This is a genomic window from Vibrio spartinae (genome assembly GCF_024347135.1).
GTDB classification, from domain to species: Bacteria; Pseudomonadota; Gammaproteobacteria; order Enterobacterales; family Vibrionaceae; genus Vibrio; species Vibrio spartinae.
On record NZ_AP024908.1, the window covers coordinates 26,125 to 38,202 of the forward strand.

The following is a 12,078-nucleotide window of genomic DNA, read 5'->3' on the forward strand; positions in this document are numbered from 1 at the left end:
AACTCAGAAGAAAAAAGTAGAGATCGTGAACGACCTCTACTGGTGAACCTTATGCAGTGGGATTTCCCAACACGGCTAAAATGGCGTTCACGTCATCTGTTGACGTGAGTGTCGCGATCGCATCCGGGTCATCAAGCGCATTGGTGATCGTCGAAATGACCCCCATATGTTCATCGTTCTGTGCTGCAATACCGATGACCAGTTTGGCAATGCTGTCTTCGTCATCTGTAAATTGAACACCCTCTGGGTATTGGCAGATGACAATCCCGGTTTTCAGAACGTGATTCTTCGCTTCAATCGTACCGTGTGGCACTGCGATGGATTCACCCAGATACGTTGACACCATTTTTTCTCTTTCAAACATGGCATCGATATAGCTGGCGTCTGCATATCCGAGTGCGACGAGTTGTTCTCCCGCATAACGGATTGCTTCTTCTTTGTTACTTGCTTTGAGGTTTAAGTGAATGTTACGGGCTTCTATTTGGAATGCCGGTTGGGTCTCAGCGTCAGTGTTTCGGGGCGCGACAGATTGACCGGCATCAGACTTTTTTATCTCATTGACGAGATTGTTATACATTTCATTATCCAGAAAGTTGGTTAAAGAAATGTGGCGTGCCGATGGCGCATGTTTGCGGGCCCGATCGGTTAAATCTTTATGCGTAATGACGATATCAACATCTTGGGGAAGATTATTAATTGCCAGATTAGTGACCTGAATATCCAATCCCGCTGCTTGTACTTTTTTACGCAGCATACTGGCACCCATCGCACTGGATCCCATGCCCGCATCACACGCGACAATGATCTTTTTGACATCATCTGTGTATGCCTGAACGCTTGATGAGCCTTTGGATTCAGCTTTCATCCCTTGCACTTGCGCTGTTGCTTTCTCCAAAGAATCTTCATCATCGGTTTCTTGATTTCTTTGTGTTTTCATCAACAGTGACGCAACCGTAAATGAGACGGCAGTCGCAGCGGTGATTGAACAAAGCACTCCGATAAGTGAGCTCTTCGGCGTCATCAGTAATACGGCAAAAATCGAACCGGGTGATGCTGGTGATACTAAACCGGCACCAAATACAGTGAGTACAAAGACACCCGTCATCCCGCCGGCAATGGCAGCGAGAATCAAACGAGGATTCATCAGGATATATGGGAAGTAAATCTCGTGGATCCCGCCCAAAAAGTGAATGATGGTGGCGCCGCCGGCTGTTTGTTTGGCTGTCCCTTTACCAAACACGATATAGGCCAGAAGAATACCCAATCCAGGTCCCGGATTCGCTTCAATCAGGAAGAAGATGGATTTACCGGTTTCACTGGCTTGTTGAATCCCCAGTGGAGAGAAAATACCGTGGTTGATGGCATTGTTCAGAAATAGAATCTTAGCGGGTTCAACAAAAAGTGAAGTTAAAGGGAGTAGGTGTGCTTTCACTAAGACGTCTACGCCTGTTGCAAGAGCCGTTGAGAGAACTTTGACGAATGGACCAATCAGGAAAAAAGCGATGATCGCGAAGATCATACCAATAATACCGGCCGAGAAGTTGTTGACCAGCATTTCGAAGCCGCTTTTGATTTTCCCATCGACTTTTTGGTCAAACGTTTTAATTGCCCATCCACCAATTGGACCCGCAATCATTGCGCCCATAAACATTGGGATATCAGCACCGACGATAACGCCCATTGTGGTGATAGCACCAACGACAGCACCGCGTTCACCCCCGACAAGTTTACCCCCGGTATAACCAATCAGCAGTGGTAATAAGTAGGTAATCATTGGGCCAACAAGAGCAGCCAATGTTTCATTGGGTGTCCATCCGGTTGGAATGAACAGCGCTGTAATAAATCCCCATGCGATAAATGCCCCGATGTTCGGCATAACCATGTTGGACAAGAACCGGCCAAAATTTTGTATCTTGACCTTTGCATCTGGTGATATCATATGGATTCCCCGTTCGATGTATTATTTGATGTTGTTGTGTTGACGGCTCGGCAAAGCCGTGAGTTGAATCGTTCTAAATCAATCTAGCACACAATCTTTCAATTCAACTGAGAGCGGGTTTTTTGTGACTAACATCAAGGAATGGCAGGGTCACAACTGTCTTTTTAGTGATTTAAATCTACTTTTAGGCCTGTAATTTTGTTACAAAGTATTAAGTTTAAATAAGTCAATTAATTTTTAATGCGTCATGTCTGTTTTTCGTGAATTTATTTTTTATATTTATGGTGATGGTTATCACGTTTTTGTTAGTTTTTATCTTCGAAAAAAATTCAAGTGTGACGTATAACTCATTGTGATATTTATTTTAATACGTGAAATAAATTGGTTGAAGAATCAGCGTAGTTTTTGTAAGAAATGTACATTTCTGTCACGGTTCGTCGCTGTTTGTATCGCGGTTTCATTGACGAAGAGTGCTATGGACGAAGAGTGCTATGGACGAAACGTGCTACGGACGAAAAGTATTGTGGACAGAGAGAAGCAAAAGAGACCACCTCGCCGCAGCCGAGGGCTCGGAAAGACTGAATCACAAAGAGCAGAGAGAGCACGCTGCTCTTTGTATGACAGATGATGTTTGTATGACAGATACTATATGTGTGACAGATAATACTGGCACTCAGCTTTCTATCTCGATATCTGAATCACCAACAAATTCGTCGAGCGCATCCGGTTTGTTACGACCATTTAAGGTATGGAAGCGTTTTCGTCCACGAGCAAGACGCACATATTTCAACCAGACTCGCTCAAGTTTTGTTGTGGCTTTTTCTGGGTGGTCGAGCACCAGAAGAAAGTGCCTTTCATCGGGATTCATCGGCTCAAGGCCCCCTGATTCCAACTGGGACATGGTCTCACCAAACTGAATGAGTAGCTCTTCTTCAGCCAGCGTAAAATCACCTGATTTAGCAAATCCCCGTGGGAATTTTTTGTTGTCGTAAAACCGCTTCTTTCCGTAGCGGAATTCAGTCTCAGACATATCAACCTCGCATCAATTCAGCGTTACACTTTTTGTATTGAATTACGGCGAAAGTTAGGCGTAATCTAAGGAAAAGAAAAACAAAAATTTTTTATCGTCATCATTGCATTTCATTATGTATATATCCTAAATAACTTTAAGATGCAGTTTCAGTGAGAATAAAGGGTTGCTATGGACGTCAAAGTCTTTCGTACTTTTCTGGAATTGGCTCGGGTGCGCCACTTTGGCCGGGCAGCAGAAAATTTATATTTAACGCAGGCAGCAGTCAGTGCACGTATTAAGCAGCTTGAAAGTTATTTTGATACTCAGTTGTTTACCCGGGATCGCAATAATATCAAGTTGACCTCAGCCGGAGAGCGCCTGATTAGTTATGCAGAAGTCATGGTTGCGACCTTACAACAGGCGAAGTTCGAGCTGTCACTGGAAAGTGGTAAAGCTCTCCAGTTAACGATTGGCGGGACACCAAATATTTGGGATGCTTATTTACAACACTGTCTGGGTAAAGTGACGGATACGTTTACCGGCTATGGGTTTATCGCGGAAGTCATGGGACGGGAGCAACTGAGCCGTGGATTGCTTGAGCGTACTCTGGATATGGCATTTGTATTCGACCCGATTAAGGCCGAAGAGCTGCATTGTCGGAAAGTCACGGATCTGGCACTGCTCTTTGTTTCAACTCAGCCACAGTCAGTCGATGATGCTTTTCAGCATCACTATGTCTATGTGGACTGGGGGGCCCGGTTTGCTGCTGAACATGCGGAGCGGCATCCCGGTGTAACGACACCATTTCTACGGACGTCAACGGCCAGAATCGCACTCGATTTCATTCTTGAAAAGCAAGGAAGTGCTTACTTACCTGCATCGCTTGTGGAACCTTTTCTACGGACAGGTCAGCTACACTGTATTGATGGGGGATCTGAATGGAAAAGACCGGTTTATCTCAGTTATCGTAAAAATAGCTCGTCGGTTGATGCGATCGGACAGGTTGAACTGTTGGTCAAAGATATCGACCCGCTGACGGCTTTCTCATTGCAGCAAGCGGGCGATATCGGCAGGGATTAGCGTCAAATCGGTTATGATTTGATCGTGCGCAGGATGGCTTGATCGAGGCTCGGTTTTCCGGCGCCGGAGACAATGAGTGAGACAGAAATTGCGAGGAGTGCAAGCGCATACTCATAACCATGATTAGACAGAAACAGACCGTTGTTGATGTGTACGGAAAAAATCGCGACCACCATCGTAAAAGCGGTGACACATGCAGCCGGTCTGGTCAGTAGCCCGAGTAACAGGAACATACCACCGAAGAACTCTCCACTACCGGCTAGGCCTGCCATGAGCATACCGGGCTCAATACCGATGGAGGCCATCCATTTTCCTGTTCCTTCGAGACCATACCCACCAAACCAGCCAAAGAGCTTTTGCGCACCGTGAGCCATAAAAATGATGCCGACCGGAACACGAAGCATCAGTGGCGCATATTGCGCATTTGAACTTAGTAATTTACGTAAAAAATGCATATCATTATTCCTTATATCAAAAAAATTGAATTTGTTATGAAGCTTGTAATCACTATTAAAAGATGAAATTATCTCTTGATAAATGTGTTATTTTGAACGAACTTGTTTTAAAAAATTGAATAACAGAACGAAACTAACGATCATGATATGCAGGTCGAGATAATCAATGGCTATACTGTCTGTAACCGAAGTTCATATAAATCATGGATGATTTGTGAGGGAGTTGGTACGTTTTTTGTTCGGAAATAGCGTACTCTGGTAGGAGAGGAGGGTAGATATGTATCAATTCAAATATGCAGTGAAGTCGTATCTGGTCGTTCTATTGTCTTCCCTGTCGCTGTATGGATGTTTTCAGGAAGAGCTAGAGCATTGGGTGAATCAGGAAACTTATGCATTTCAGGGAACTTATGAGAATCAGCACAACACCGATTTGATCGCTTTTCGTGAAGCCAAAGTGTCAATTCAGAGTAAAGGGAAATCGATGGTTGTTCCTTTTGAGGTTGATGACAACTTTATCTACATCCAGGTCAGGCAAAGTTCGAAAGAGAAAAGAGAAGACATTGTCATGCGTATTCATGGTGATGGTGAAGTACTGACATGCAGTGCCTGTGCGAAATATAATCTGAGTAATATCTGGGTACGGACTGTGCCTGAAACACCGGCGGAATAACGCGTATCGTTGCGTTTTGTCTGTCGAAGGTACCGCTCGTTTCCCTTTTCGCTTATCTTTACTTTCCCTTGTCCTTACTTATGCGTGTGCAGTGTCACCATCATTCGATTCTCATTCAGGAAAGCTTAAATGATGCGACCTGCTGAGTGAGTTTCTGAATGGATAAAGTGACTTCATCGATTGCATTATTCGCTTCAGATGCGTTCACCGTTACCTCTTTTGAGCTTTCACGCATTTGCTCCATATTATTATTGACTTGATTGACGACCGTGCTTTGTTCTTCAGTTGCGGCTGCAATTTGAACAGAAAAGTCAGTAATACTGTTAACTCTTTCGATAATCAGATTCATATCTGCTCCCGCGGAATCGGTATAGCCGGATGTTTCAACGGCTTTTTCGGTACCGGATTTAATCGTCTCAACTGCTTTGTTTACGCCAGCATTCAATTCTGAGAGCGTTGTTTGAATGCTTTGCGTGGACTCTTGCGTTTTTTGTGCTAAAGCGCGGACTTCATCGGCAACCACCGCAAAACCTCTCCCGGAATCGCCTGCCCGAGCTGCTTCTATGGCGGCATTAAGCGCCAGTAAGTTCGTTTGTTCTGCGATACCCCGAATTACATCAACAACAGAGTTAATACTCTGGCTATCCTGTTCTAATTTGCTGATGACACTGGCAGCTCCTTCCATTTCCTGAACGAGAGCGGTGATCTGGTGAATGGCATTTTGAATCCCCTGATGGGAATTGGTGACATCCGTTCTGGCGTGATTGGATTCATCGGATGAGCGTTGAGATTGCTGGGCAACTTCAGAGATTGCCGTATTTAACTCAGAGATTGAGTGGGCAATATCATCGAGCGCCGTATTTTGATGCGCAGCACTTGTCCCGGTTTTAGATGTCAGGCTTTTTAGCTGATTGGCATGGTTACGGATCCCCGAGACCTCGTCTTCAATGGTCAGCAACATATTGTGCAGATAAATGATGAACTCATTGGTTGCTTTCGCCAGTTGTGAAAGCTCATTGTTACCAGAGTCCGGGAGCCTGAGTGTTAAATCACCGCCGGACTGACTCAGTTCTTGCATCTTGTCGGTCAATGCTTGTAACCGAGTTGAAATCAAGCGAGGAATATAGAATAAGAACCAAAGACCGATCACAACAGAAAAGAGACAGGTAACTGTCGTATAGCGCTCTTGCTGCGCCTCTAAATGGTTAATTTCTTTTGCGACGGCTTGGCGACGAGACTCCAACTTCTCACCGAATTTGTCGTAGTATGAACGCAGGGTAGAGAACACTTGCTCCTGATCTTGGATGAGGATGCCATAAGCAGGTTGGTATTGATCATCATCCACCAAACGGATGATCTTTTCTGAGAGGCTTTTCCACTGGTTAAAGGTGTTAATGTAAGTTTGATGTTCCTGAGGAATGAGTTTAATTCCGGCTTTTTCTCCGAGATCTCTCGATACTAGCATTCTGTCATAGGCTTGCCGTTGATTCTCATGATATCTGTTGAGTTGTTCTTTGCCGTCTTTCTGTTGTGAGGACAAATACATATAGTCTCGCAATGCAACGACTGACTGGTAGAGATCTCGATCTGCATTTAAAACCGTTGCTGTTGCCGGGGAGAGGTAATCTGTCAGCATATGGGTGTTCTGGGTCATCTGATCGTTCACTTTTAACCCGAGTGCCGCCACTGTTAAAATTGCTATCAATAAGAAAGCAATGGGTGTGAAAATCTGATACTTAATTTTCCAATCAGAAAAGTACCCCATAATATTTCCCCTTCATTTGTTGATATAACTATCTTTAAGCGGTTGCTTCTATTGCATTTTTAAGCATAGTCACTGTTAGCCTGAACGCTCACCTTTATTCACAGGCCATTCCGGGTGGATGAAATTTTCCGACCTATATCACAATCAACAGGGGGGAGGATTGTTTGTCTGAATGAGGGTCGGTATAAACACAGGATAGATTTTGTTATATCCTCTGTGCAGGAATAACCTGACGTATACGGAACGAATACCATGCAGGTGTTTCCAAGAGTGTCGGGTTTTTTTATAACTAAAAACTAGGATTGTTACCGCGTTCGCGGGCAAAGCCTGAAAGATGCAACTGACCGTATGGTGGGGCTGTTCTTTCGGGTTTTTTTTGTTCTCAATTTTGTGGTGCTGAATTTTAAATCATGATTGGCGGTTGCTATAACCCTGTGGATGGCGATGACCGGAGCATTTGTTGGGACTGGCTGGTTATTTGGGTGAATCGAGAGGAGCAGACCGTGCCGATCAATCGATGAATGAAGGGGCTACATCAGTTGCTGAATAAAGTTGCTGAATAATAGAGTTAACATCAGGATGAAACAGGAGAAGAGAGAAGATGAGTTTTAAATTTCCCGATTCGTTTTTATGGGGAGGCGCAACGGCTGCGAACCAGATTGAAGGTTCTCACTTGAGCGACGGTAAAGGTCTATCCACTTCAGACGTTTGCCCTTATGGTGCATTTGGCGACATTGTGCCTCGTCAGACAGGGGATTTTAATATTAAAGACCTTGCGATTGATTTCTATCACCGTTATCCCGAGGATATCGCTCTTTTTGCTGAAATGGGATTTACCTGTTTACGCTTATCGATTGCCTGGAGTCGTATTTTTCCTCATGGAGATGATGCGGAGCCGAATGAAGCGGGTTTGGCGTATTACGACAAAATTTTTGCGGAGTTGAAAAAACATAATATTCAACCACTGGTGACGCTATCTCACTACGAGATGCCGCTGAATCTGGCGGAAAAATATGAGGGTTGGGCGAGCCGGGATGTGATTGGCTTTTTTGAAAAATATGCGCGTGTGGTGTTTGAGCGCTATGGTCACGCGGTCAAGCTTTGGCTGACATTTAACGAGATAAATGTGACGTTGCATGAACCATTCACGGGTTCCGGATTGCCAAGAGACTGTGACGAACAAACTCGCTACCAAGCGATCCATCATCAGTTAGTTGCCAGTGCCAAAGCGGTGAAAGCGTGTCATGACATGATTCCTGATGCCAAAATCGGCAATATGATTCTGGGCGCGATACAGTACCCGTTCACCTGTCACCCTGATGATGTGATGCATACCCTGACACAAAACAGGGAATGGCTGATGTTCGGTGATGTTCAGGCAAGAGGATACTATCCGAGTTATATGACGCGGAAGTTCAAAGCGCTGGGCGTTGACATCAATATCACCGAAGATGACCGAGATGCCCTGAAAGAAACCATCGACTTTGTGTCGTTTAGCTATTACATGAGCGGATGTGCCAGTGCTGATCCGAATGAGCAGTCTAAAACGAAAGGCAACATGCTGAATATGGTGGCTAACCCGTATCTAAAAGCGTCCGAGTGGGGCTGGCAGATTGATCCGGTTGGATTGCGTTATCTGCTTAACTTCTTATATGACCGTTATCAGCTCCCGCTGTTTGTGGTTGAAAATGGCTTTGGTGCGAAAGATGTTGTCAATGAAGCGGGTGACATTGTTGACGATTATCGGATTGATTACCTCAATGATCATCTCTTCCAAATCGGCGAAGCAATTCAGGATGGTGTTGCGCTGATGGGGTACACTAGCTGGGGGCCGATAGATTTGGTCAGTGCCAGTACGGCGCAGCTTGCCAAACGTTATGGTTATATTTATGTCGATCGCAATGATGATAATCAGGGAACGCTTGATCGGATACGTAAGAAAAGCTTCTATTGGTATCAGGACATCATTCAGTCACAGGGGAAAAAACTGACGCCACCGAAAGCTTAAGGGGGTTAAACCCGCTGTAGACATGGTTGGTTCTGGTTGCTGAATATCAGGGCAGAGGCGAATCCGTTGGGTGTGTCTTTAAACGGATAATCAACATTCAGCAAGCTACAAAATACCGGATTGAGCGTCATCAGACCTCAATCCTTTTTTGTGACTTTACAGTGTAAAACCGGGTATATCTGGATATGCGATGTTGAGTAAGGGCTGTGCTTGTTTCGATTCAGTGCCCGTATTTGGTCGCTTCCATGGTATTCAAGAGGCGATGGATCAGATAAGTGGCAATCAATGTGGCAACGATGGCAAATAAGATACTACTAATCCGGTATAACGCATTAAATGTTAAGTCACTGGTCGGGGTCAGGTACTGACCGAATAAAATCCCTAGCGTGGTTAATCCGCCGAATCCAACCCCGGATCCGTTTGCTTCTTTCATGTGCAGATAGCCAAATAACATCGTTCCGATCCACAGCAATGGGATAACCAAGATTAACTGGTTCGAGCGATCATATAACAGGATTTGACAGCTCAGGCCAAAAACAACGCCCAAAATTGTCCCCATCGCCCTTTTTCTGGCATAGCCTAAAGCACCGTTCCAGTTCATCGGAAACAGGAGTAACAGGCTGGTGGACTGCGCTGACATCGAATCACTGAGGTTGAAGGTCTGGAATACAAGAAACGATAACGTCGCGACACCGGTTCCTAACAGCGTCTCATGGCGAAAACGATGAGAGCGCTTGGGTTCTGCCGGTGGTGGCGGCGGTTGTCTGGGGGCGACATCAGGAATGAGATAGTGCATGAGATATGCAATCCCAATCGCAAGGAAATTCGCGGCCATATTACAACTAATCATGTCGTTAATATCGGTGGTTGAATAACTGGCGAAATGCAGCATGATACTTAGGTTCAACACACAGTTTGCACCGAACAGGAATAACGGTCCGCGAGCCATACAGGCAAATTTGGAGAGAAACAGTAACAACGCAATGATTGTCATTATTCCCGGATGTCCGCCGAATAAACCTGCCAGCAAGCCGACTTCCAGAGTGCAGATCACTGCCGACGCAATCATTTGTCGGGCAATATGTCCGTTGAGTACCGGGATCATCCCCAGCAATAGCATCGGAACTACGGTAAAAAAGACCCCAAAGTTCCAGCCAAAGTATTTATTAAAAGCAAAACCAAGGGTCGCGCCAGTTGCAATCCGTAAACACTGCCGGAGATCGTTATCATTGAGAGGATGAGTCCATAAGCGCATCTTGTTCTCCGGATCAGTAAATGTAGTGTAATAAGCTCAGCGCATGAATTTGCATCTGTGCAAACCAAGCAAACACGGGTTGTCGGGGGATCAGTTGTACCGTGGCTCTGGCACCGGATGGCAGATTTTCTGGCAGTGGCTGATTGAGCGAGAGATGGAGTCGGATCCGCTGCGCATCTCTGACCCAACGATTCGAACTTGTCGGAGAGGCAAGAGAGCCGTTGGCATCAAACTGACCACTACTGACACCGGCATCAATGGTACTTACCTTTGCGGTATAAAGGCGACCCGGATCGCGATCAAAGGTAATCAGTGCCGGCGTATTATGGCTAAAATTGCGCAGACTCTTTTCTCTGAAATCTGCAATGATATCCAGTTTTTTATCGACCAGTGCAATCAATGGTGTGCCTTTATTGGCGTAACTTCCGACCATGAGTTGTAGGTTGGTGATAATGCCAGCATGTTCTGCTTTGACTTGGGTATAAGAGAGATTCAGTGCAGCTTGCTGAAGGTGGTTCTGCGCCATCTTCACCGTGATATTCTCATGCGTTGTCGTGCCGCGACGAACCCGTAGCTCTTTCAGTCTGGCTTGTGCGGCCATCAGGTTTGCTTTTGCCGCAGTCGCATTACTCAATGCATCATCGCGTTGTTGCTGGGAAACACCATTACGAGCGAAGAGTTTATCCAGCCGTTTGGCTTCCCGGACTTTTTGGTTAAACACGATTTGATTGGCTTCGGCCCCTGCTTGTGCAGCCGCAATTGAAGCATCTAATTGTTGATTGTCCTGAATGGCTTTTTCCAAATCGAATTTTGCTTGTTCGACTGCAAGCTGATAGGGCGCCGGATCGATCTCAAACAAGAGGTCGCCTTGCTGAACCTGTTGATTATTATGGACATAAACTTGATTGATTTGTCCGCTGACTCTGGGGGCAATTTTAGTAATGACACGAGTTGCCATCGCCTGTGGTGTCAGTGGCATCACTGTGTCTGCCAGTAAAAAATAGGCAAAAAGAACGATGAAAAACACACTGGCGTATTTCACCCAGCGTGCAAATTTTTGATCAGGGGTCATCTTGTGAAACTTCCTTCGTTATTATTCTGGCTGGTGCAGGTTTTCCTGAGCATTATGGGCAATTTTTTCTAATGTTTGACTCAGTTGGTTTAGCTCGGCTTCGTCAATATTGATGAGCATACAATGTCTGACGTGTAGCACTCTTTCTTCTATTTGTTTTAAAAGTTCTTTACCACTGTCCGTTAAATGGACAATTCGGGCGCGCTTGTCTTGTGGACAACAGTGGCGCTCGATAAGGTTTTGCTCTTCAAGCAGCTTTAAGGTTCTCATCAATGAACCGAGTTCGATTTCAAGTGCATCAGCCAGTATTTTTTGGCTGACACTGTCACCGAGACGTTGGAGCTTCCACAGGGCAACCCAACGACTTTGGGTTAATCCGAGTGGTGTAAGCGCCTGATTTGCGACGCTCTTCCACAAACGAGCCGCTCGGGCGAGTTGTTCGGCAAGCGATAAGTTCTTCAAAATAGTCAGATCATCGACCATGGTGGATTGTCTCAATTACTAAGCGTGCTCAGCAATATATAGTAGTTAGCAGGCTAAGTAAATATTTTTGACTTAGGTCACAGAAATTAATGTCAAATCTATTGGTAGACAATTGTACTTACTGGTGTTCTGTTATCGACTTCACAGGGTGAGCGGGAAACATTTGAGTTAGGGAGTGTATCTCATTAGATTAGTTTCATATTTGGATTGTTACTGTGGTTACTCAATAATCTGTGCTTGATGAGATTATGTGAGAATGATGCAGGCAAAACCTAGCTTTCCTGAAGCAATGCTTCGGGGGCTAGGTTTTTTTATGGATATTCGGTTTTCATGGAAGCT

General features: G+C 45.2%; 10 protein-coding genes. 3 read left to right on the forward strand and 7 right to left on the reverse strand.

Annotation, left to right across the window (positions count from 1 at the left end; all coding sequences use genetic code 11):
- Positions 1-49: 49 nt before the first annotated feature.
- Complete coding sequence (locus OCU60_RS17890) at positions 50-1,939, reverse strand: PTS mannitol transporter subunit IICBA (RefSeq protein ID WP_074372006.1); 1,890 nt, start codon at positions 1,937-1,939, stop codon at positions 50-52.
- A 673-nt stretch (positions 1,940-2,612) separates the two neighbouring features.
- The gene (locus tag OCU60_RS17895; RefSeq protein ID WP_074372007.1) at positions 2,613-2,969 is read right to left on the reverse strand and encodes a DUF413 domain-containing protein; all 357 of its coding nucleotides are present in this window, start codon (positions 2,967-2,969) and stop codon (positions 2,613-2,615) included.
- Between the two features lie 171 nt (positions 2,970-3,140).
- Between OCU60_RS17895 and OCU60_RS17900 the strand changes: the two genes are divergently transcribed.
- Positions 3,141-4,031: a LysR family transcriptional regulator gene (locus OCU60_RS17900; RefSeq protein ID WP_074372008.1), complete on the forward strand. Its 891-nt coding sequence runs from the start codon at positions 3,141-3,143 to the stop codon at positions 4,029-4,031.
- A gap of 11 nt (positions 4,032-4,042) precedes the next feature.
- Here the strand turns inward: OCU60_RS17900 and OCU60_RS17905 are convergent, their stop codons facing one another.
- Positions 4,043-4,486 carry a DoxX family protein gene (locus OCU60_RS17905; protein WP_074372009.1) on the reverse strand — a complete coding sequence of 148 codons (444 nt, stop codon included), beginning with the start codon at positions 4,484-4,486 and terminating at the stop codon, positions 4,043-4,045.
- Between the two features lie 277 nt (positions 4,487-4,763).
- On the opposite strand from OCU60_RS17905, the gene OCU60_RS17910 reads away from it, so the two are divergent.
- Positions 4,764-5,156 carry a hypothetical protein gene (locus OCU60_RS17910; protein WP_074372010.1) on the forward strand — a complete coding sequence of 131 codons (393 nt, stop codon included), beginning with the start codon at positions 4,764-4,766 and terminating at the stop codon, positions 5,154-5,156.
- A 115-nt stretch (positions 5,157-5,271) separates the two neighbouring features.
- Here the strand turns inward: OCU60_RS17910 and OCU60_RS17915 are convergent, their stop codons facing one another.
- On the reverse strand, positions 5,272-6,921 hold the full coding sequence (locus OCU60_RS17915; protein ID WP_074372011.1) for a methyl-accepting chemotaxis protein: 1,650 nt from the start codon (positions 6,919-6,921) through the stop codon (positions 5,272-5,274).
- Between the two features lie 601 nt (positions 6,922-7,522).
- Here OCU60_RS17915 and OCU60_RS17920 point away from each other — a divergent pair.
- Positions 7,523-8,929 carry a glycoside hydrolase family 1 protein gene (locus tag OCU60_RS17920; RefSeq protein WP_074372012.1) on the forward strand — a complete coding sequence of 469 codons (1,407 nt, stop codon included), beginning with the start codon at positions 7,523-7,525 and terminating at the stop codon, positions 8,927-8,929.
- A gap of 220 nt (positions 8,930-9,149) precedes the next feature.
- Here the strand turns inward: OCU60_RS17920 and OCU60_RS17925 are convergent, their stop codons facing one another.
- From OCU60_RS17925 to OCU60_RS17935, 3 genes are read right to left on the reverse strand one after another with little or no spacing between them, the layout of a single operon-like run.
- Positions 9,150-10,184, reverse strand: coding sequence for a DUF2955 domain-containing protein (locus OCU60_RS17925; RefSeq protein ID WP_074372013.1), 1,035 nt, complete (start codon positions 10,182-10,184; stop codon positions 9,150-9,152).
- 13 nt (positions 10,185-10,197) lie between these two features.
- Positions 10,198-11,256 carry an HlyD family secretion protein gene (locus tag OCU60_RS17930; protein ID WP_074372014.1) on the reverse strand — a complete coding sequence of 353 codons (1,059 nt, stop codon included), beginning with the start codon at positions 11,254-11,256 and terminating at the stop codon, positions 10,198-10,200.
- A gap of 21 nt (positions 11,257-11,277) precedes the next feature.
- Entirely contained in the window at positions 11,278-11,739 is a 462-nt protein-coding gene (locus OCU60_RS17935) for a MarR family transcriptional regulator (RefSeq protein ID WP_074372015.1), read from the reverse strand.
- Positions 11,740-12,078: the final 339 nt, after the last annotated feature.

Excerpts from the sequence above, each read along its gene's own strand:
- OCU60_RS17890 (WP_074372006.1), bottom strand. The coding sequence starts at position 1,939 with ATGATATCACCAGATGCAAAGGTCAAGATACAAAATTTTGGCCGGTTC.
- OCU60_RS17895 (WP_074372007.1), bottom strand. The coding sequence starts at position 2,969 with ATGTCTGAGACTGAATTCCGCTACGGAAAGAAGCGGTTTTACGACAAC.
- OCU60_RS17900 (WP_074372008.1), top strand. The coding sequence starts at position 3,141 with ATGGACGTCAAAGTCTTTCGTACTTTTCTGGAATTGGCTCGGGTGCGC.
- OCU60_RS17905 (WP_074372009.1), bottom strand. The coding sequence starts at position 4,486 with ATGCATTTTTTACGTAAATTACTAAGTTCAAATGCGCAATATGCGCCA.
- OCU60_RS17910 (WP_074372010.1), top strand. The coding sequence starts at position 4,764 with ATGTATCAATTCAAATATGCAGTGAAGTCGTATCTGGTCGTTCTATTG.
- OCU60_RS17915 (WP_074372011.1), bottom strand. The coding sequence starts at position 6,921 with ATGGGGTACTTTTCTGATTGGAAAATTAAGTATCAGATTTTCACACCC.
- OCU60_RS17920 (WP_074372012.1), top strand. The coding sequence starts at position 7,523 with ATGAGTTTTAAATTTCCCGATTCGTTTTTATGGGGAGGCGCAACGGCT.
- OCU60_RS17925 (WP_074372013.1), bottom strand. The coding sequence starts at position 10,184 with ATGCGCTTATGGACTCATCCTCTCAATGATAACGATCTCCGGCAGTGT.
- OCU60_RS17930 (WP_074372014.1), bottom strand. The coding sequence starts at position 11,256 with ATGACCCCTGATCAAAAATTTGCACGCTGGGTGAAATACGCCAGTGTG.
- OCU60_RS17935 (WP_074372015.1), bottom strand. The coding sequence starts at position 11,739 with ATGGTCGATGATCTGACTATTTTGAAGAACTTATCGCTTGCCGAACAA.